This is a genomic window from Acinetobacter sp. 826659, assembly GCF_000588515.1.
In the GTDB taxonomy this organism is placed as follows: Bacteria; Pseudomonadota; Gammaproteobacteria; order Pseudomonadales; family Moraxellaceae; genus Acinetobacter; species Acinetobacter pittii.
Genome location: NZ_JFYD01000007.1, coordinates 162399 through 184269, shown reverse-complemented (window position 1 = coordinate 184269; position 21871 = coordinate 162399). Strand labels below are relative to the sequence as shown.

Sequence of the window (21871 nt, the reverse complement as noted above, 5' to 3'; positions counted from 1 at the left end):
ATAACTTTCAAATATAGAATCCAAATTCGCTCAAAAAATGGATCAAATGGTAAAAAAATTAAGGTAAACTTTTTCATAAAATTAATAATATAAAATTTAATCAATAATATACAGATGTAGAGAAACTGGACTTATCAACTAAAAATGACAACCAATACTCATTTCATAATCACTTAATTCATATTTTTACAAAAAAATCTTTGACCATCTTTCTTGGATTTGTGACAAAAATGTCATAAAAACAAAGACCACTACTAATAGATAAAAAATATAAATATCAATAAATTAAATTAATTTAATAATACAAATATTCCTTCATATTTCATCCATTATTGACACTATTTGTATAAAAAGTGAGTACTGTTCAGTTCATATAACAGATTTACTCTTATTGTAATTATGCTATTTTTGTTACATGGAGTTATCAAAGCTTCTATTACTTGTAATTAGGAGCTTTGAAGGCAACACAGTTTAAACGGTTTAACTCTGTTACTTTTAAAAAAATGTCTTGAAGTTCAAGGAAAGATTAAAATGAAATTAAAACATCTGAGCACTGCAATGATTTTAGCAACGCTGCCTGCAACTGGGGTTTTTGCAGCAGCATTGGATCGCTCTGGACAATCAATGTCTGCTTTTTTTCAGCCTGGAAACTACTTTGAAGCTGGTATTACTGCTTTAGATCCAGATGTATCAGGTAAAGAAGCAGGTACAAGTGCAACACGCCGTGATATTAGCGATATGGGTGAAGATTATTACTTCCCTAATGCAGCATTAAAACTACAACTTAACGATAAGTTTTCTTTTGGTTTAATTTATGATCAACCGTTTGGAGCAGATGCAGAATATAAAGGTCAAAACGTATTTGTTTCAGACTCTTCTAATACAATTCTAGCTCCAGCTGCTTTAGCAGGTATTCGTCAGCAAACAATTACAACTGGAATCAACCAACAAGTTACTGTTGCAGCACAAAATTTATTAAATTCTGGTGCTTTACCTCCTGGTGCCACTCTTGATCAGGCAAAAGCAGCTATTCAAGCAAATACTGCAGCAATGCAACAAATCACAGATGGGGTAACAAAAACAGTAGATGCTGGCTTAAAACAAGTCAATGGTTTGCTTGGCACAGGCCCTACTAAGGTTGAAGTAGATACTCAAAACCTTGCAATGGTTTTTGGTTTTCAACCCAATAAAAACTGGAATCTTTATGCTGGTGGCGTATACCAGACAATTAAAGGAAATATCAGCCTTCGTGGACAAGCTTATAGTATCTACAACGGCTATGATGCAGATATTAAAGAAACTGGCGGTGTGGGTTGGTTAGCAGGTTTTGCTTATCAAATTCCTGAAATTGCCCTTAAAGCTTCTTTAACTTATCGTTCTGAAGTTGATCATGATGTAAATATCCGTGAAAACATACCTACACTTCCTGCTCTTTCATTATTAGGACAAGCTGCTGCGGCCGATGCGATTAAAAATAGCTCAGCAGATACCACAATTACTACACCTCAATCAGTTAACTTTGATTTCCAAACAGGTATCATGGCTGACACTGTTGCATTTGCAAACATTCGTTGGGTGAACTGGAAAGATTTCTCTGTTCAGCCATACAAATTTGGCCAATTATCAAAAGTCGTAGGGCCACTACCTGTTGTAGGTCGTCCAAATGGTTTTGATTTAGTAAGCTATACAGATGACCAATGGACAGTAACCACTGGTGTTGGCCGTAAACTCAACGATAAATGGGCAGGTAACGTTTCTGTAGGTTGGGACTCAGGTGCAGGTGATCCTGTAACAACTTTAGGTCCAACAGAAGGTTACTGGAACGTAGGTTTAGGTGTTCAATACAGCCCTACTCCACAAACGTTTATTGCTGGCGGTGTAAAATATTTCTGGTTGGGTGATGCCAAAGCTCAAACTGGTGCGCAAGCCGGCGGTGATGAATACGTTGCAGAATTCTCTGACAACAACGCTATCGCTTATGGTTTAAAACTTGGTTATAAATTCTAAGTTTCAAAATTGATTTATATAAAAAAGGCGCTTAAAGCGCCTTTTTTATTCTTTATTCTTAAGCTGGGATTGTACGCTGTGAAACTGAACGGATTGCTTCTTTTAATGCATCATATCCGTGAATAGCTGGAAACTGAGGAAACTCGGCAATCACATTTGCTGGTGCATCAAACAAGAAACCATGGTCCGCTTCACGAAGCATGGTTGTATCGTTATACGAATCACCTGCAGCGATTACACGGAAATTCAAGCCATGCAGTGCTTTAACAGACTCACGTTTTTGATCTGGTTGACGTAGTTTATAAGCGGTAATCATGCCTTCTTCATCTGTCTCTAACTTATGACAGAAAATCGTTGGCCACCCTAATTGCTTCATTAAAGGATGTGCAAATTCATAGAAGGTATCTGACAATATCACGAGTTGGAAATGCGTACTCACCCATTCAACAAACTCTTTTGCCCCCGGTAATGGCCCCATCTCGGCAATGACTTCTTGAATATCATTTAAGCCTAAACCGTGTTGTTTTAAAATATTAAGACGCTGAGTCATTAAAACATCATAATCCGGAATATCACGAGTTGTTGCTTCGAGTTCTTTAATCCCTGTTTTTTTTGCGAAATTGATCCAGATTTCAGGAACTAAAACCCCTTCAAGATCTAGGCATACGATTTCCATGAATGCTTCCAACGTTGGTTAAAAATTGCTGTATCATACCATTAAGATTTTCAGTTTTGCGTTGTTATTGATCAAATCAATTTTATTCATAAGGATCGAAATTAAAGTGCTAAGCACTTTATCAACTATCCTTTAGAATATTTTTCATAACTCAATGCGCCCAAGCCTTTTGCCAGGAACACACATGACCGTTATTCCGACCATTGATATCGTAGATGCTCTTGCTGCTGAATATGCAACCAAAAGCCCTCGAGAAATTTTAGAACTTGCCTTAAGTCAACAAGGTGAAATTGCAATTTCGTTTTCGGGAGCAGAAGATGTTGTGTTAATTGATATTGCTTCACGCTTAGGCAAACCTTTCCGTGTATTTAGTCTCGACACGGGCCGTCTACATGCCGAAACTTATCAATTTATTGAAACTGTCCGTAAACACTACAATATCAATATCGAAATTTGTTTCCCTGAATCTGAAGCTGTTCAAAACATGGTAAACGAAAAAGGTTTATTCAGCTTTTTTACAGATGGGCATCAAGAATGTTGCGGTATTCGAAAAGTTCAGCCTTTACGTAAAAAACTTGCGACTTTAGATGGCTGGATTACGGGTCAACGTAAAGATCAAAGTCCTGGTACACGTACAGAAATTCCGGTAGTACAAGCTGATGCAGGTTTCTCGGGTCCAGGTAAGCAACTTATTAAATATAATCCTCTAGCGAACTGGACAAGTGCTGAGGTATGGAGCTACATCCGTATGATGGAAATTCCATATAATCCTCTTCATGAGCGCGGTTTTGTTTCTATTGGCTGTGAACCATGTACGCGACCTGTATTACCAAATCAACACGAGCGTGAAGGACGCTGGTGGTGGGAAGAAGCCACTCAAAAAGAGTGTGGCTTACATGCTGGTAATATGAAAAAGTAATTGGATATCAAAAAACCACTGGCAAATCAGTGGTTTTTTTTATGTCATGTTCCGTACACAAAGTCATATTTTCTCTACTCTAAACGCTATATACTTAATTTTACGGTTCTATAATTCTAATAAGAGCTCATATAAGGGCTTCTTAGAAAAATGCATGAGGCACAATGATTTATGCGTCCATTACACCCAATTGATTTCATTTTTCTGTCACTCGAAAAAAGACAGCAACCCATGCATGTCGGTGGATTATTTTTATTTGAAATTCCTGAAAATGCACCAGAAACCTTTGTACATGATTTAGTAGAAGATATTAAACGCTCAAAGAGCATTCCTATTCCGCCCTTCAATAATCGTTTAAGTGGTCTATTTTGGGATGAAGATGAAGAGTTCGATATCGATCATCACTTTCGCCACATTGCTTTGCCTCATCCTGGCCGTATTCGTGAACTTCTGGTGTATATTTCACAGCAGCATAGCTCTCTAATTGATCGTGCAAAGCCACTTTGGACTTGTGACATTATTGAAGGAATCGAAGGCAATCGTTTTGCCATGTATTTTAAAATCCATCATGCGATGGTCGACGGCGTTGCGGGTATGCGTTTGATCGAGAAATCTCTATCAAAAACGCCGGAAGAGAAACATGTTGTTCCTTTATGGTGTGTTGAGAGCAAAAGAGCTAAGCGTCTAAAAGTACCAACTCCAAGTACTAGTAAAATTAAAAGTATTTTAGGCGGTATTAAGTCTCAACTCGACATAGCTCCAAAAGTCATGCACGAGCTATCTCAAACAATATTCAAGGAAATGGGTAAAAATCCTGATTATGTTTCTACTTTTCAGGCTCCAGTTTCTATTTTGAACCAAAGAGTCAGTGCTTCACGTCGTTTTGCGGCCCAATCATTTGAATTAAGCCGCCTTAGAAAAATTTCAAAAGCATTGGGCGTAACGATTAATGATGTTGTCCTAGCTGTATGTTCAGGCGCTTTACGTGAATATTTGATTAGCCAAAACAGCTTACCTAAAAAGCCACTTATTGCCATGGTTCCAGCTTCATTACGTACAGATGATTCTGACATGAGTAACCGAATTACTATGATTTTGGCAAATTTAGGGACGCATAAAGATCAACCGTTAGAGCGTCTAGAAATCATTCGCCGTAGCATGCAGAATTCAAAGCAACGCTTTAGCCGCATGACTGCGAATGAAATTTTAAACTATAGTGCGGTTGTTTATGGCCCGGCAGGATTAAACATCATGTCAGGAATGCTTCCTAAGCGTCAGGCGTTCAATTTAGTGATTTCCAATGTACCAGGACCACGTGAGCCGCTTTATTGGAATGGCGCGAAATTAGATGCGCTCTACCCTGCTTCGATTGTCATGGATGGACAAGCTCTAAACATTACCATGACCAGTTATTTAGATAAGCTTGAAGTTGGATTAACAGCTTGTCGAAATGCTTTGCCAAAAATGCAAAACCTTTTGACTCATTTAGAAGATGAGATTCAACGTTTTGAAGAAATTATTGCAGAGAAACAACTGAAACATCATTCAGCAAGTTAGAAAATTAAGGGGCTTTGAATTGGCCCCTTATTTTTTGATTGTGCGGCACTGGTTAAGCAACTGATGACATACTGAACGAATCATTGCAGTTGTGATTGGTACTTCTTTACCTTGGTCATTCAACATATAGCAGCTATTTACTGGCGTGCTTTCTAAAACATGTTTAAGACCGTTGCTAATTAAGTTTTCACTTACATTCATGGGTTATACCTCTTATTGTTTGCTAAGACGTTTAATAGGGAGAACGTCTAGGGCTACTGTATGTAAGTAGTATTTAAAATTCATGAATGAAAGTAAAATTTCAGTTGTAACAAGGATTAAGCGATATCTTGTTACAACTTTAACTTAAAATGATATCGTATTGCTCTTGCGTATATAAATTTTCGACCTGAAATTTAATAACACGGTTAATAAAATGCTCTAAATCGGCTACTGCTGGTGCTTCTGCTGTTAATAATCGGTCAATCACAGAAGGATGGGCAACAACAGTAAAGCCACTCGTTGACTCAAATGCGCGGGTATATCGTAATATCTCACGAAATATTTCGTAACACACTGTCTCCGCTGTTTTGACAAAACCACGCCCTTGGCATGTTGGACATGATTCACATAACAAGTGTTCTAATGATTCACGAGTTCGTTTACGCGTCATTTCGACCAGACCAAGTTCTGACACTTGAGTAATTTTGGTCTTCGCGTGATCTCGCTCAAGCATTTTCTCGAACTGACGCATCACCTCTTCACGGTGAGTTGCTTCTTGCATGTCAATAAAATCAATAATGAGAATCCCCCCCAAATTACGCAGTCTAAGTTGACGTGCGATAACTTGAGTCGCCTCCATATTGGTTTTAAAAACGGTGTCTTCAAGACTACGACCACCTACATATGAACCTGTATTAACGTCAATCGTTGTCATGGCTTCAGTCTGGTCGATCATCAGATAACCGCCCGACTTCAAAGCTACGCGAGTTTGTAAGGCTTTTTGAATATCTTCTTCAACATTATAAAGATCAAATAGTGGTCGCTCTCCCGGATAATGGATGAGACGACTCTTCATATTCGGGACAAACTCATCTACAAACTCAAGCAGTTTTGCATGAATCTCTCGCGAATCGACATAAATCTTTGCAGTTTCTTCGCTTGCTAAGTCACGAATAATACGTTGAGGTAATGGAAGTTCTTCAAAAATTAAAGAAGGAACAGCAACGTCAGTCTGCTTACGCTGAATGTACTCCCACAATTTGCTCAGATAGCACATGTCCTGAGCAATTTCTGCCTCATCCACCCCTTCTGCAGCCGTACGGACAATCACGCTACCGGGTAAATTATGCTCAGATTGAATACCTTCAATAATATTACGCAGTCGATCTCGCTCTTCTTCAGACTCAATACGTTGCGAAACACCAATATGGTTGCCATACGGCATTAAAACTAAATAGCGAGAAGGGATTGAAAGATCTGTACTTAGACGTGCGCCTTTTGTGCCCAACATATCTTTCATTACTTGGACAGTAAGGGTTTGCCCAGGATGTAATAGCTCAAAGACATTCGGGGTAGGCTGTGAACGAGGCCAAACCATATCATTGATATGTAAAAAGGCTGTTCGAGACAAACCAATATCAACAAAGGCAGCTTGCATGCCCGGAAGCACTCGTACAACTTTACCCTTGTAGATATTGCCGACTAGACCGCGTTTAACTGTACGCTCGACATACAGTTCATTAACAGTTCCATTTTCGATTAATGCCCCCCGACACTCCATAGGCGTGACATTAATAAGTAGTTCTTCTGACATACATAAACTCAAAGCATTATAAAATTTTTTATTAAAGAGTCAGAGAAGCTGTTAACTTTAACGTTGTCTAGTGTTCATCGACAATGCTATTCAATGAAGAATGATAACAACCCCTTATGTCTTTACTCTTTTGAATAACTGTGCAAATTCGTATAAAGGAAGTCCTACCACATTACTATAACTTCCTTGAATTTGGGGAATATATTGCGAGGCAATTCCTTGAATTGCATATCCACCTGCTTTTCCAACAGGCTCACCCGTGGTCCAATAATCTTCCATATCCTGTGTAGTCAGGCGCTGAAACTCAACTTGTGTTTGCACTACCTGACTTAACATCTGTTGTTGAGTCGCAACGCACAGTCCCGAAAACACATCATGCCAACGTCCAGATAATTGTTTCCAAATTTCAAAGGCATGATTTTTCGATTCAGGCTTACCAATAATTTGACCATCAAGTCCCAGACTTGTATCGGCAGCAATAACAATAGCTTCTGGAAAAAGCTTCAATACAGTTTGAGCTTTTTCTCTAGCCAACCGTTCAACATAGTGATGAACCAGCTCATTTTCATGAACAGACTCATCAATGTCAGGACTATAGATTTCAAAATCTAAGCCTAGCTGTTGCAGCAGCTCCTTCCGACGAGGAGAGCTAGATGCTAAAACTATATGCGCCATTTTGCCAAACAATAATAGACGACCGGCCATGTGATGATACTTGTCATCAAAGGCTGCCAATGTCTAGCAATTGAAAAATGAATTCCACCCATCGTCTGTGTTACCCACATAAATGCTAAATGGGCAATAATGACCAACGTTGCTATCGTCCATAAATTAACAAAAGTTAAAATACGGCGTTCACGAATTAAAAAACGGGTAAGAAAAGTCACAATTACAAAACTTAAGGCATTGAGTCCTAAAGGTGCATCAAGCAGTAAGTCTGTAAAAATCCCCATCCCAAATGCAAACCAGACCCCACACCATGTTGGCTGGCATACTACCCAAAATAGCATGATCATTAACATGAACAGTGGCCGCCATCCTGAAATATCATAGGATAGCGGATAAACCATGAGTACAGAACCCACAATAACGGAGAGAATAATTCCCCATAATGGATCTTTACGCTTTTCTCGTTTAAGTTTAGCGATCGGCATATGGCTGCTCCTTCGCTAATGATTCAGAGAAAAGTACAACTACATGATGCCCTGTTGCTAATTGTGCTGATGGTGTTACATCAATTTCAGCAAACTCACCTGAATTATGGCGTCTTATTTTGGCAACTGTACCCACTGCGTAACCTGCTGGGAAATGTTCACCCAAGCCTGAGCTAAACACTTTATCACCCACCTGAATATTCGCACTGGTCGGGACATATTCCATTTTTAAACGGCCCAAATCACCTGTACCAGAAACAATCGCCCGCATCCCTGTACGCTCAAGACGTACCGACAGTGAATGTTCTTTATCTGATAACAACATCACGCGTGAGCTATGAGGATATACGTTAATGATCTGCCCCATAATACCTTTATCATCCAGAACCGTTTGACCAACCTTTAGATGGTCCATAGAGCCCCGGTTAATAATGATGATATGACGTAATGGGTCTGCATCTGTACCAATTACTTCGGCAATTTCCATACGGCCATCAATAATTAATGGGGTATCAAGAAGTCCTCGTAAACGGGTATTTTCAGCTGACAGTTCAGAAAGTTTCTGTAAGCGGACTTGAGCTTGTAAAAGCTCAGCCTGCATCGCGGTATTTTCACGACGCAGTTGTGCTTCAGATTTTGTTTGTTGATTCAGCCATTCTCTCGACAGTACCGGATAACTAGCCAATGCATAAATTGGGTTATATGCAGCGTACAAGACATCCCTTGCTGGCTGAATTACATAAGGCATGCGCCAATCAAAGAACAGCACAACCAAACATGTAATGACCGCAATAATGAACGAGCGGAAAGATGGCGGCTGTCTTGAAAAAATATTCGGTTGCACCGCCTAATCCTTAAACTTAACCGACGAAAAGCATGTCATGGTTCGGGTTGTCGAAGAATTCTAATACTTTACCACCACCACGGGTTACGCAAGTGAGAGGATCTTCAGCAACAACAACTGGTAAACCAGTTTCTTGAGCCAATAACTTGTCAAGATTACGAAGTAGCGCACCACCACCTGTCAACACAATACCGCGCTCAGCAATATCAGAAGAAAGTTCAGGAGGAGTTTGCTCAAGAGCAGATTTCACAGCACTTACAATACTTTGTAACGGATCAGAAATAGCTTGAGTAATTTCGTCAGAAGTTACAGTAATTGCACGAGGTACACCTTCTGCAAGGTTACGACCACGTACTTCGATTTCTAATGTTGTACCATCAGAAACAGCCATACCTACTTCTTTTTTAATAATTTCAGCAGTGGTTTCACCAATCACACAACCGTGAGCTTTACGAACATAATTGATGATTTGCTCATCAAAAACATCGCCGCCGATGCGTAAAGAGTCAGCATAGACACAACCTTGCAATGAAATAATTGCAATTTCTGTTGTACCGCCACCAACATCCACAACCATAGAACCACATGCTTGTTCAACTGGCATACCTGCGCCAATTGCTGCTGCCATAGGCTCTTCAATCAAACGAACATCACGGGCACCAGCATTAAATACTGCTTCGCGAATCGCACGACGCTCGACCAAAGTTGATTTACATGGTACACATACAACTACACGAGGTGCAGGTGGGAACAAACGTTTTTCGTGAACTTTACCAATAAACTGATTTAACATGGTTTCAGTCACTTCAAAATCCGCAATTACACCGTCTTTCATTGGACGAATTGCAGAAATATTCGCAGGCGTACGGCCCAGCATTTGCTTAGCATCTAAACCTACAGCAGCAACAATTTTTTGTGAACCACTGTGACGAATTGCCACAACTGTTGGTTCATTTAATATAATGCCGCGGCCTGGTGCATAAATAAGTGTATTTGCTGTACCTAAATCAATGGCTAGATCCGGCGAAAACAAGCCAATTAGTCGTTTTAGAATCACGGTTCGTTCTCAGTTAAACTTTCATGTGGATGCAAGGTGGCAACTTTAAACTAAATGTGATGATTTGAACAAGTCAATCGCTTATTATAACGCACGATATTTTGAAAATTTTTAATACTGATTAGGTGATGTTATGTCTACATCGGATGCACAGCATTCAGCAGATTTAAATGCACAAACAGTTTCAGCAATCGCCAATCTTGCTCGATTGTCGCTCAATGATACGCAATCTGCTGAATATGCTCAAAGTCTAAATAAAATTTTAGGCATGATGGAAACCTTAAAAGGCATTGATACGGAAGGCGTAGAACCTTTGAAAAGTCCTTTTGACAATCCTCAACCTTTACGTGCTGATGTGGTAACTGAAAGCAATCATCGAGATGAATACCAAGCAGTTGCACCAGCAACTCAAGATGGTTTGTATCTTGTTCCTCGCGTGATTGAATAACTTTTACTCAATTAGCCCATCTTCCCTATTTTGAATGTAAAGAAATTTTACTCATGACTGATTTACATCGCTTATCAATTCGTGAACTTGCTGAGGGCTTAAGCCAAGCGAAGTTTTCATCTCGCGAACTGACTGAACACTATTTAAAACGTATTGCTAAAATTGACCCTCTGGTAAAAAGCTACGTGACAGTTACGCCTGAACAAGCTCTTGCTGAAGCCGACGCTGCCGATGCAGCTTTAAAAGCAGGTAATGCAACAGCTTTAACGGGTATTCCTCTTGCTCATAAAGATATCTTTTGTACCAAAGGCATTAAAACGACTGCTGGTTCAAAAATACTAGATAACTTCATCTCTCCTTACGATGCAACTGTTGTTGAAAAAACTAAAGCAGCTGGTCTTGTCACTTTAGGTAAAGTGAACATGGATGAGTTTGCGATGGGCTCAACTTCTGAAAGCTCCTATGTTGGCGCAACGAGCAACCCATGGGCACTTGACCATGTTCCTGGTGGCTCATCAGGTGGTTCTGCTGCGGCTGTAGCGGCTGATTTAGCCCCTTTCGCTACAGGTACTGATACAGGCGGCTCAATTCGTCAACCTGCGTCATTCTGTGGCTTAACAGGCTTAAAACCAACCTATGGTCGTGTATCTCGTTTCGGGATCATTGCTTATGCATCATCATTAGACCAAGCAGGTCCAATGGCACGCTCTGCTGAAGACTGTGCTTACCTGATGAATGTAATTGCAGGCCATGATGCTAAAGACTCGACTTCGGTTAAAAAAGAAGTTGATGACTACGTTGCAAACTTAAACAACACATCTGTAAAAGGTTTACGCATTGGTATTCCTAAACAGTACTTTAACGTTGCAGGTTTAGATGCTGACGTAAAAACACGTGTTGAAGAATCTTTGAAAAAGCTTGAAGAAATGGGCGCAACGCTTGTTGAGATCGACCTCAACATGACTGAAGCTTACGTACCAACGTATTACCTCATCGCGCCAGCAGAAGCATCTTCTAACTTGTCACGTTATGACGGTGTTCGCTACGGTTACCGCTGTGAAAACCCAGCTGATTTGATGGATCTTTACAAACGCTCTCGCTCAGAAGGTTTTGGTCCAGAAGTTCAACGTCGTATCTTAATTGGTACATACGCGCTTTCTGCAGGTTATTACGATGCTTACTATGTGAAAGCACAAAAAGTACGTCGTTTAATTCAACAAGACTTCTTAAAAGCATTTGAAAATGTAGATGTGATTGCTGCTCCTGCTGCGCCAACAACTGCATATAAAATTGGTGCGAACTTAAGCCCAACAGAAATGTATTTAGGCGATATTTATACACTTGCAGTGAACTTGGCAGGCTTACCAGCGATTAATGCTCCTGTTGGTTTTGATAAAGACAGCTTACCTGTAGGCTTACAGTTGATTGGTAACTATTGGTCAGAATCACAATTGTTGTCGATTGTTCATCAATACCAACAAAATACCGATTTCCATACTCAACGTGCGGCAATTGCTGAGGAGAATGCATAATGGCTGAAGCTCAAAAGTTGAAATTGATTGACGGTTGGGAAGTCGTTATTGGTATCGAGATTCACACTCAGCTTGCAACCAATTCTAAAATTTTCTCTGGTTCATCAACTGAATTTGGTCAAGACCCAAACACACAAGCGAGCCTTGTAGACTTGGCAATGCCAGGTGTACTCCCTGTTTTAAATGAAAAAGTAGTTGATCTTGCAATTCGCTTCGGTCTTGGAATTGATGCATACATCGACCAAGCATCTGTGTTTGCACGTAAAAACTACTTCTACCCAGACTCTCCAAAAGGCTACCAAATTAGCCAAATGGATAACCCAATTGTGGGCTTGGGTCACATCGACATTCAACTTGAAGATGGTACGGCTAAACGTATTGGTGTAACTCGTGCTCACCTTGAAGAAGATGCGGGTAAATCTGTACATGACCAATTTGAAGGTATGTCTGGCATTGACTTAAACCGTGCTGGTACGCCTTTGCTTGAAATCGTTTCTGAACCTGACATGCGTTCGGTTGAAGAAGCTGTTGCTTATATCAAAGCAATTCACACATTAGTACGTTGGTTAGGTATTTCTGACGGTAACATGGCTGAAGGTTCATTCCGTGCGGACTGTAACGTATCTTTACGCCGTCCGGGCCAACCTTTTGGTACACGTTGCGAGCTTAAAAACCTCAACTCATTCCGTTTCATTGAGCAAGCGATCAATGTTGAAATTGAACGCCAAATGGAAATTTTGGAATACGGCGGAAGTATCGACCAAGAAACTCGTTTGTTCGATCCAAACAAAATGGAAACGCGTTCAATGCGTTCGAAAGAAGAAGCGAATGACTACCGCTACTTCCCCGATCCAGATTTGTTACCTGTGATTATTGCTGATGAGCAAATTGAAGCTGCCCGCGCTGCACTTCCTGAGCTGCCTGCTGCACGCCGTACACGCTTTATCGCAGACTTTGGTGTAACTGAGTACGATGCACATGTACTTACGCTCTCACGCGAAATGGCAGACTTCTATGAAGCTGTTGTGGCTGCTGCTGGCGGTGCGAAGCAAGGGAAGGTATCAGCAAACTGGGTAATGGGCGAATTCTCAGGTGCTTTAAACAAAGCAGGCCTAGATTTGGCTGACTCACCTGTTTCTGCTGAACAGCTTGGCGGCATGATTGCTCGTATTGTTGACAACACCATTAGCGGTAAGATTGCTAAACAAGTCTTTGGCTTTATGTGGGAATCGGAAGGTAAATCTGCCGATGACATCATTGCTGAAAAAGGCTTAAAGCAAGAAACCGACACTGGTGCAATTGAAGCGATCATTAAAGAAGTACTTGCAGCCAATGAAAAAATGGTTGAAGAGTACAAATCTGGTAAAGAAAAAGCCTTTAACGGTCTTGTTGGTCAAGTTATGAAAGCTTCTAAGGGTAAAGCCAATCCTGCACAAGTCAATGAATTGATGAAGAAATTGATTGGTTAATGTTTGACTAATCTATTCTTTTCATGAGATAAAAACCTCACAATTTGTGGGGTTTTTTAATATGAATTATTTTAATAGAGCTTTTGATATTGTACCTGAAAGAATTAATATAAATATAGTAATAAATAACATCTATCAAACCTTTGGAAATTTTGCGCAATATGATAAGGACTTTCTACATCATAAAACAGAAGAACGATTTCAGGATGTATTAGATAGACAGGTTCCTGAGCACGAATATAAAATTTCCATTATTTATAGTGATGGGCGTGATAACGCATTAGCTCTTAATGCAATTTTTAATGATATTAAGTTTGATCATCGATATCTAGATTTAAAATCTGTAATTGATTATTTAGAGCCTCAACTACAATTTTTTCGAGACGAAAGTACAAGAGTAGCAACCTCTGTCGAAGATACTATTAGCCATCTAGAGTTTTATAAATGGTCTATAAACGATATGATTAAGCTCCATAGAAAAATTATTAATGATATAGATCAAATATTACATCAACTTCTAATCTTGAAAAGCACTAATACCTACGGATATTTATCAGGAGAAATTACAATGAAAGAAATAAATGATCAAATTCGAGCACAGCAAATTCATTTTTCAGGTAGTTTTCAGCAAACTCAAATTCAAACAGGTGCAAACAGCACCATGAATATTAATCAAATTAATAACCAAGCATTACAACAAATTTGTAACCAGATGCGTGAGATTATTGATCAATCAAATGAAACACCTGAAGCAAAACAAAACTTAAAAGACATTGTTTCTGAAGTAGAAGCTACTAATAATTCATCAACATTCAAAGAAGCCTATACAAAATTAACTACCGCATTATCCAATCATTTAACTATTCTTGGGGCATTCGGATCATCTGGAGTTTTAACCGAATTAACTAAGTATCTTGGTTAAAGATTGACGATTATAAAAAAGCATCCGCTATCACCAAATTCGAAGACTTAGGGCGCATTCAGCTTTCAAAATTCTTTTTTATGCGTGATTTTTTAATTTGTGTAAATATTTCGTTTAAAAAATCCTCGATTTATCAAGGCTTTTCACACCCCTTACGAAGCATTCTTCGACTAAAGAATGCACTTTTTTCCTGAAAAATTACTCAGTGACTGTGCTAATTTAAATTAAGAATTTAGATAACTTATATTTTAAAAAGAGAGATAAATCATGTCTAAAAAGATTTTAATGTTGGTCGGTGACTATACCGAAGACTATGAAACCATGGTTCCTTTTCAGTTCTTAACTGGTTTAGGTTATACCGTGCATGCTGTTTGCCCAAATAAAAAGAACGGCGATCATATTGCAACTGCTATTCATGATTTTGAAGGTGAACAAACTTATAGCGAAAAACGTGGCCACAACTTCGCCATTAACTATGATTTTGATGCCGTTAATACTGAAGACTATGTAGGTCTAGTTATTCCGGGTGGTCGAGCACCGGAGTATTTGCGCATGAATGACCGTGTTGTCGAAATTGTACGTGAGTTCGATAGAGTGAAAAAACCGATAGCAGCCGTATGCCATGGCGCTCAATTACTCGCAGCGGCAGATATATTACAAGGCCGCCTCTGCTCAGCTTATCCAGCATGTGCTGCCGAAGTAAAATTGGCAGGTGGGCAATATGCAGACATTGCTGTAACTGATGCCGTTACCGATGGGCATTTGGTGACTGCTCCAGCTTGGCCTGCACATCCAGCTTGGTTAGCTCAATTTGTGAAAGTTTTAGGGGCTACAATTACGATCTAAAGAGATCTCTTTATCCCAAATACAATAAAGCCTGCTCTTAGATAGCAGGCTTTATTACTAAAATAGAAAACTAGATTTTTATCTTGTAATCCCTAATTTATTCCAAATTTCTGGTGTTAAAAACGTCGTCACTAATTTATTTAAATCGATATAACGCAATGTACCTTGTAACTGCTGTTTAACAGCTGGGTCCTTAACAATATCTTCACCCGCACTTTGACCTAACTGTTGAAATGCCTCCCCAACAGCCTTCACACCTTCTGCTTGAATTACAGCTTTGGTCTGAGCAGAACATTGCTCTACAATCACACGTTGTAAAACCTGTGCCAGTTTTTGATCTAACTGATCCTTTTGCTCAGGTGTTACATTACTAAATGCTTTTAAATCTGGATGAGCCGCTAAAGCTGTAAATGTCCATTGGAGCACCGTGGTTTTATCTGAAGCTGTTGTTGCTTTAACCAAACAATCACTGAGCTGATCAACTGTCGGACCAGCCATCGCAATTTGTGTTGCACCCAGTACAGTCGCCGCCACACATATTGAACGGCTCAGATGTGAAAACTTACGGCGAGCAATAGTGTAAAGATGACGTGACATAGGTCTAGCTCCAATAAACAATCTGTTCTTTTTATCACAGAGTCACTAAAGTTACCTGTTATGACTCTGTAACCGCAAAATACTTATTTCACCACAGACTCTATTCGGTCAAGTTCCCACACCCCACCTGCTGCCAAGCCTTTACACATACCCGTCCACATATCCTTAGTATGTACAAAACTCTTGCCATCCCACACCCATTCTTCACTTGCCCAGCAGTCTCCAATGCCTCTTCCCTTTTGAGCACTACTGATTATACCGCTATCAAAATCTGAAGCGGACTCAGTCACAAATGTTGCCTTACCATTTAAAGACTCATCTAACACCCAAGCACCATATCCTTCGTTATAGGCACCTCTCCAGCACAACGTAGTCGCCAGAACTTTCTTATTGGTTAGTTTATATAGCTCAATTTTCTGTGGTTCAGCTCCATCGCTATTACCGCCATAAACGCCTTCACAAAAACCGTCTTCTTTCGGATTCGGTTTAGCAGCCATCAAACTACGGTGTATTGCTTGGTACTGTTTATTTTTAGGCTGTAAAGTTAAATAAGGTTTGTTTGAAGTCTTAATACGTTTAACAAGTAGTTTTGGCTCAGGCATAAGCACTTTGGCTTCATTGGCGCTGCCCTTTTTAACCAAAGCACCAACAGTTCCGATACGCTTCTGAAAATCATCCATTTTTAATAACACAGCAGTCATTCCAGCATCGGAAATTTTCCATTCATGCTGTGCATTTTTAAATACAATTTCAGTCTTCTGTTTGGATTGCTGTAGTACAGCATTGACTTGCGAGCTGTTGAGTTTACCCATAAGTGGTAACTCAGTACCATATACAGTCACAGCGCCTAAATCTTTGCCATTTATATAAAAATGAATATTTTTAAGCTGGTTGGCTGGCAAACTTTGCTCATAGTCTGATAAAGCAAATTCAGCTTGCACAGGTTGTTTTGCCCCTGCTTTACGCACCAATAAAAGTGATGCTGGATTATCACCATTTTCTTCATTTTGATAGCCTGCGGCTTTACATGTACCCGTATTGCTACACGAGATTTCCCACTCTTGGTATGAAAATGAAACACCTTTGATTTCTTGAGCAAAACTATAAGAACTCATTACTGCCAAACAGCAAATTGAAAGCATATTTTTCATTATTTCATATCTCTATAAGTCTGTTTTATTATGAAGTTAACAATAGTGTTAAATTTTGAGTTACCGTCTAGTTTAAAAGAATATGCTAGATTTATATAAAATTTAAATTGATTACTTTCTAAAAATGAAAAAACTGAATTTTTTATTATTTACTGCATTTACCAGTCTAACTTCACCTGCTTATGCAGAAGTAAAAAGCTTTACACCCCATTTCCCCAAATTTTATAGCTCTGCTGCGACCCGCAAAGCAGATAATCAGTTCTATTCTCTAGGAGAGGCAAAGTTTTTAAATGGCGTTACAGTCCCGTTTTATGGCGTTACTGCACAAAACCCAATGGAGGATGGTTTACTTAAAGATTTTGAAAAATGCACACCTAAAAGCTGCAATTTTAATTTTAAACTCGATACTCAACATGCCAAGCAACTCAAGCTTCTTGCATTACCTGAAACAGGATTAGTACTGGTTCCACGTAACTGGCAAGATGTAGAAGCAAATGCAGGTGCAAATGGAACTGGTTTTGCTCTAGTCATGAGTCCAGACCACAAACAAGCAATAGAACTCTATGATTCTTCATTTTGCGTTGGGTGTGGCTTACCCAATGCAACGCTTTATTTTCCCGAGCTATTAAAAGAAAGTCTTGAAAATGAATTTGGCGGATTTAAAGACTCTAAAAAACTCATCAATATTGTTCATCCCTCTAAAAGAGTTGCTTTTTTTAGTTATCAAATTCCACAAGTGAACAATAAAACCCATGGTATTGCCAAATATTATGATGAAGACACTTTTAACTATAAAGAGATTCAAGTCATCTTAGATAAATCGCAGCAGTCTTTAGTTGGCACTATCCTTAATTTTTATAATGCAACGCACTAATCCAATACTTATAAAAAAACCCGCTTTCGCGGGTTTTTTTTACTTATGTAATATCGATTCAAAAGCTTTTAAACGCTTATAAATTGAAAGCAGTTCAATAATTGTTTTCCATGAACTAATTAAGTATTGGAAGGATTCACGGACCTTATCGAATACACCACCGATTTGGTTAATCAAGCCTAACGTCATCTTCCCACTCGCAATTGCAGGGAATAAAACAACTAGACTATATAAAATGTCTAACTGCTTATACCAAGTTGCGACCAAGTTAAAGTAAGCATAATGGAAATAGAGCCGGAAGTAGTTTTTACGAACTCGGCCGAATAGCTCTTTTAGAGTAGCTGGTCTTGCACGCTCTGCATGATCTTCTCCATAAACCAATTCTTTACGATAAGCCGCTTCTACTTTTTGATTATTAAATTGCAAACCTGGCAACTTAATCCCTACTACCATTAAAAGAACGGTACCAAAAGCAGCCCATACAATTGCTGCCCATACTAACGAATGTTCTAGTTCACCAACAATTGGTAAAACGGGAACATGTTTAGACAGTTGAAATAAAATAGGTAGAAAGGCAATTAAAATCATCACAGCTTTTACCAGTTCAACACCTAAGTCTTCCATAATGGTTGCAAAGCGCATAGTGTCTTCTTGCACACGCTGTGAAGCACCTTCAACATGACGTAGTTTTTCCCAATGCTCTGTGTAGTATTCATTCATTGCTGTACGCCAGCGGAATACATAATGGCTTGTAAAAAAGGCATTAATTACAGCAAGAGTCACAGCGACCATAGCAATATAAAGAAAAACCATTGTCTCGCTATATAATGCCGAGAGGTCTCCGCCACCATCAGAAAGCATTTTTTGGATTAAATCCCAAAATGGTACATACCATGCATTAATCGCAACACTGACCTGAACACCAAACCAAATATTGAACAAAATAAATGCCGAACCCCACACTGACCATCCCTGCCATGGATTATTAGAAACAATTTTCCAAAATCCAGCAAAGAGCGCAGTAGAGACTAAAAACCAGACATAAAACCATAAGAAAGTTGGAGACCAAAAACGGCTCACACCCACTGGTAGTTGAGCATCATGATAGCCTTGAGGAAACCCGATAAAAGTTCCCCACGTGTTTCCACCTGAATACCAAAGCACCATATTGAGCGCGATCCAAATGACCGCAGATATAAAGAAATACCTTGGTGATGGAAAAAATGATTTGAACATTGAGCGTGGATATCCCTATATTTCTTCAAATTTACAATGAAAGGAATACTAAAACCTAAACCTTAAAATTGTGAAGGGTAAAGTTTAGAGAATTGTCAGTTTTTCCTGTTCCATTGAAGGATTTGATCGTTTTTTTGTAAATTAATCCCTTTTTTGGCAATTTAATCCATTTAAATTACCTTGTATATGACTCTCGATAGAGCCATATACAGCTTTTATAACACAGTGATATCAGAGATTAAATCTCTTCTTTACGAACAATATAGCCTTCTAATTGCATTGCTTGAATGAGCAAATCTAGGTCCGAGGCACTTTTTAACTCTACATCAACGCTCACAGCGCTTTCTTTGGCACGGCTTGTTGCCGCAAAGCGTTCATGACGCAGCTCATAAATATTACCACCCTGCTCAGCAATAATGGCCGTCAAACGAGCTAAAGCACCAGGATTGTCCGGTAATTCAACACGAATACGAACCATACGGCCTGTACGAGTTAAATGGCGTTGTAATACAGAGACCATAACACGTGTATCAATATTGCCACCTGACAGAACCACACCTAATTTATGACCTAAAAACAGATCAGGGCGCGACATAATTGCAGCAATACCTGTCGCCCCTGCTCCTTCACATACTGTTTTTTCAATATTAAGTAATAGTGCAATAGCCTCTTCAATCATGTCTTCAGTGACAACGACAATGTCATCAACATATTCTTTAGCAACTTGGGTCGTAAGCTCACCTGGAGTTTTTACCGCAATACCTTCAGCAACTGTAGAGCCCATTGAAACGGCATGTTGATAATTACAAAGTAGTTTTGCCATACTTGGGTATACAACTGATTGCACCCCAATAATTTTAATTTTTGGATTGATCGCTTTAGCAGCAATTGCAATACCAGAAATTAAACCACCACCACCAATTGGCACAACTAGAATATCCAGATCAGGCACAGCCGCAAGCATTTCTAGCGCAATGGTTCCCTGACCTGCAATAATTTCAGCATCATCAAATGGGTGGATAATCGTTAAAGATTCTTCTTGTGCAACACGGTGCATTTCAGCAGCAGCTTCCGAAAAGTCCTGCCCATGCAAAATAACGCGTGCACCATACTCACGTACTCGTTGTACCTTAACGTTTGGTGTCGATTTCGGCATCACAATGGTCGCGGTCACACCTGTCCGCTGAGCGTGGTAGGCTACACCTTGGGCGTGGTTGCCTGCCGAAGCTGCAATAACACCATGTTGCTTTTCTTGCTCAGATAAACACAACAGTTTATTTAGAGCCCCCCGCTCTTTAAATGAAGCTGTAAATTGTAAGTTTTCAAATTTCAACCACATCTCAGCCCCTAAGGTTTTAGAAATGGTTTCTGAGAAAACAAAGGGAGTTTTTACAACTAAACCTTCCAAACGCTCTGCGGCAGCATGAACATCATCTAATGTTGGAAAGCCATTTTTAACCTGTTGCTGTATCATTTATCCAGTCAGCCTCAATACACTACAAATCAATTATTTTTAAAAAACGGCAACAATATTTCATATTGACCATTAGAGTTTTCAGCATATCCAACATGTCTCTAATATACAAAAAATTTTATTCCAAAAATTGAAGATTTAGACTTCCATAAAAAAAGCCCTTTGTGGGCTTTTTATTTAATTTTCAGAATATTAACGTTTATTTATTGGCTTTGAGCACTCAAGCCTTCCGTAGACATATTGTGTTCAGCTATTTTTTCATCAATAGCAAACTGAATATCAGAAAGCTTGGCATTAGCTGCATCTATACCAGATTTCATAGTAGCTTCACGGCCTTTGACATCAAAAATATGTGCTTTTTCTCTTAAATCTGGCTGAATAACAACATCTGCATATTGCAATTCTTCTGCTGCCAAACGTCCTTGCATAATATTAATATTCTGATTAAACAGTCCCCAGACATTCGAAGTTTCTGTGTAAATAGGTTGAGCTAGAATATCAACTGCAATAATGACATCAGCACCTAAATCACGAGCCACTTCAACAGGTACAGGACTTACCAACCCACCGTCTACATATTCAGATTTACCAATTTTAGTCGGCACAAACATACTCGGAATCGAAGCAGAGGCTCTCACGGCTTGCCCAGTATTGCCGTAGTTAAATACGGTCTTAGTGCCATGCTTCAGTTCAGTTGCCACCACATACATTGGAATCTTCATTTTTTCGAGTGGCATATTATTTACTTGCTGGTTAACGTAGTTCTCTACTTTTTTACCATCAAAAAAACCTTTTAGACCGATACTAATGTCACGGACGTCACCAGCTTTCATTTTTAAAGCAGTATCACGCAGTTCAGCAGGTGTTTTACCACTCGCATAAATTGCCCCAACAATACTACCCGCACTCGTACCTACAATAAAATCCGGGCGAATACCATGTTGTTCTAAAACTTCAATCACCCCAATATGAGCATAACCTCGTGCTCCACCGCTACCCAATACAAGCGCAACAACAGGACGTTTTTGCATTTTTTTAATTCTTGCAAAAGGTTGATCGACAGGACGAGCATAAGCTTCTGTCGTTTGCGGTTTTAGAGCAGCAGACAAGTGTGTGGTGGTCTGGCATCCTGCCAACACCATAGAGAGTCCGAGAACCCACAATTTAAGCTGTTTCATGGCCCATCTTCGTACTATGAGGTTTAAGTTCGGATTGCAATTTTAGTTGCTACTTTCGTGAAAAGCTGTAGTGAATTTATTTAATTTGTCATGTTTAAAATTTAGACTCAAGTATTTTATTTGTCCCCTATATAA

At 39.3% G+C, this 21871-nt stretch carries 21 protein-coding genes; 9 read left to right on the top strand and 12 right to left on the bottom strand.

The window, feature by feature from the left end:
* Positions 1-531: 531 nt before the first annotated feature.
* A complete protein-coding gene (locus tag J663_RS15370; RefSeq protein ID WP_033850766.1) occupies positions 532-2007 on the top strand; it encodes an outer membrane protein transport protein in 1476 nt (491 codons plus the stop codon).
* A 58-nt stretch (positions 2008-2065) separates the two neighbouring features.
* Here the strand turns inward: J663_RS15370 and thrH are convergent, their stop codons facing one another.
* Positions 2066-2683: a bifunctional phosphoserine phosphatase/homoserine phosphotransferase ThrH gene (gene thrH, locus J663_RS15365; protein ID WP_033850764.1), complete on the bottom strand. Its 618-nt coding sequence runs from the start codon at positions 2681-2683 to the stop codon at positions 2066-2068.
* A 184-nt stretch (positions 2684-2867) separates the two neighbouring features.
* On the opposite strand from thrH, the gene J663_RS15360 reads away from it, so the two are divergent.
* Both J663_RS15360 and J663_RS15355 read left to right on the top strand, forming a co-directional pair.
* Entirely contained in the window at positions 2868-3602 is a 735-nt protein-coding gene (locus J663_RS15360; protein ID WP_005064416.1) for a phosphoadenylyl-sulfate reductase, read from the top strand.
* A 171-nt stretch (positions 3603-3773) separates the two neighbouring features.
* The gene (locus J663_RS15355) at positions 3774-5159 is read left to right on the top strand and encodes a WS/DGAT/MGAT family O-acyltransferase (RefSeq protein ID WP_005064414.1); all 1386 of its coding nucleotides are present in this window, start codon (positions 3774-3776) and stop codon (positions 5157-5159) included.
* A 27-nt stretch (positions 5160-5186) separates the two neighbouring features.
* On the opposite strand, the gene J663_RS19160 is transcribed toward J663_RS15355, so the two are convergent.
* The 6 genes from J663_RS19160 to J663_RS15325 all read right to left on the bottom strand — a co-directional run bounded on the left by J663_RS19160 (position 5187) and on the right by J663_RS15325 (position 10009).
* Positions 5187-5360 (bottom strand): PA1571 family protein, encoded by a 174-nt coding sequence (locus J663_RS19160; protein ID WP_002116397.1) that lies wholly within the window; start codon positions 5358-5360, stop codon positions 5187-5189.
* Between the two features lie 139 nt (positions 5361-5499).
* A complete protein-coding gene (gene rng, locus J663_RS15345) occupies positions 5500-6954 on the bottom strand; it encodes a ribonuclease G (protein WP_032014564.1) in 1455 nt (484 codons plus the stop codon).
* A 114-nt stretch (positions 6955-7068) separates the two neighbouring features.
* Positions 7069-7629, bottom strand: coding sequence for a Maf-like protein (locus tag J663_RS15340; RefSeq protein WP_025465969.1), 561 nt, complete (start codon positions 7627-7629; stop codon positions 7069-7071).
* Complete coding sequence (gene mreD, locus J663_RS15335; protein ID WP_002116279.1) at positions 7617-8108, bottom strand: rod shape-determining protein MreD; 492 nt, start codon at positions 8106-8108, stop codon at positions 7617-7619. Before mreD ends, J663_RS15340 begins: the two co-directional genes overlap by 13 nt.
* Positions 8095-8952, bottom strand: coding sequence for a rod shape-determining protein MreC (gene mreC, locus J663_RS15330; RefSeq protein WP_033850763.1), 858 nt, complete (start codon positions 8950-8952; stop codon positions 8095-8097). The genes mreD and mreC overlap by 14 nt, the downstream gene beginning before the upstream one ends.
* 16 nt (positions 8953-8968) lie before the next feature.
* Complete coding sequence (locus J663_RS15325) at positions 8969-10009, bottom strand: rod shape-determining protein (RefSeq protein WP_000601379.1); 1041 nt, start codon at positions 10007-10009, stop codon at positions 8969-8971.
* Positions 10010-10142: 133 nt separating this feature from the next.
* Here J663_RS15325 and gatC point away from each other — a divergent pair, with 133 nt between their 5' ends.
* The 5 genes from gatC to J663_RS15300 all read left to right on the top strand — a co-directional run bounded on the left by gatC (position 10143) and on the right by J663_RS15300 (position 15226).
* Positions 10143-10457, top strand: a complete 315-nt coding sequence (gene gatC, locus J663_RS15320) for an Asp-tRNA(Asn)/Glu-tRNA(Gln) amidotransferase subunit GatC (protein ID WP_000107699.1) — start codon at positions 10143-10145, stop codon at positions 10455-10457.
* A gap of 53 nt (positions 10458-10510) precedes the next feature.
* A complete protein-coding gene (gene gatA, locus J663_RS15315) occupies positions 10511-11989 on the top strand; it encodes an Asp-tRNA(Asn)/Glu-tRNA(Gln) amidotransferase subunit GatA (protein ID WP_033850762.1) in 1479 nt (492 codons plus the stop codon).
* On the top strand, positions 11989-13458 hold the full coding sequence (gatB, locus tag J663_RS15310; protein WP_033850761.1) for an Asp-tRNA(Asn)/Glu-tRNA(Gln) amidotransferase subunit GatB: 1470 nt from the start codon (positions 11989-11991) through the stop codon (positions 13456-13458). The genes gatA and gatB overlap by 1 nt, the downstream gene beginning before the upstream one ends.
* 61 nt (positions 13459-13519) lie before the next feature.
* Positions 13520-14380, top strand: a complete 861-nt coding sequence (locus J663_RS15305) for a hypothetical protein (RefSeq protein ID WP_033850760.1) — start codon at positions 13520-13522, stop codon at positions 14378-14380.
* Between the two features lie 267 nt (positions 14381-14647).
* Entirely contained in the window at positions 14648-15226 is a 579-nt protein-coding gene (locus J663_RS15300) for a DJ-1/PfpI family protein (protein WP_033850759.1), read from the top strand.
* A 78-nt stretch (positions 15227-15304) separates the two neighbouring features.
* On the opposite strand, the gene J663_RS15295 is transcribed toward J663_RS15300, so the two are convergent.
* Positions 15305-15823 (bottom strand): hypothetical protein, encoded by a 519-nt coding sequence (locus tag J663_RS15295; RefSeq protein ID WP_033850758.1) that lies wholly within the window; start codon positions 15821-15823, stop codon positions 15305-15307.
* 83 nt (positions 15824-15906) lie between these two features.
* Entirely contained in the window at positions 15907-16974 is a 1068-nt protein-coding gene (locus J663_RS15290) for a DUF1176 domain-containing protein (protein WP_033850757.1), read from the bottom strand.
* A gap of 124 nt (positions 16975-17098) precedes the next feature.
* Between J663_RS15290 and J663_RS15285 the strand changes: the two genes are divergently transcribed.
* Positions 17099-17848, top strand: a complete 750-nt coding sequence (locus J663_RS15285; RefSeq protein WP_033850756.1) for a DUF4850 domain-containing protein — start codon at positions 17099-17101, stop codon at positions 17846-17848.
* Between the two features lie 39 nt (positions 17849-17887).
* Here the strand turns inward: J663_RS15285 and sbmA are convergent, their stop codons facing one another.
* The 3 genes from sbmA to J663_RS15270 form a co-directional block, all read right to left on the bottom strand.
* Positions 17888-19084 (bottom strand): peptide antibiotic transporter SbmA, encoded by a 1197-nt coding sequence (gene sbmA, locus J663_RS15280; protein ID WP_033850755.1) that lies wholly within the window; start codon positions 19082-19084, stop codon positions 17888-17890.
* Positions 19085-19322: 238 nt separating this feature from the next.
* The gene (locus tag J663_RS15275) at positions 19323-20558 is read right to left on the bottom strand and encodes a threonine ammonia-lyase (protein WP_005064397.1); all 1236 of its coding nucleotides are present in this window, start codon (positions 20556-20558) and stop codon (positions 19323-19325) included.
* 203 nt (positions 20559-20761) lie between these two features.
* Positions 20762-21736, bottom strand: a complete 975-nt coding sequence (locus J663_RS15270) for a patatin-like phospholipase family protein (protein WP_033850753.1) — start codon at positions 21734-21736, stop codon at positions 20762-20764.
* Positions 21737-21871: the final 135 nt, after the last annotated feature.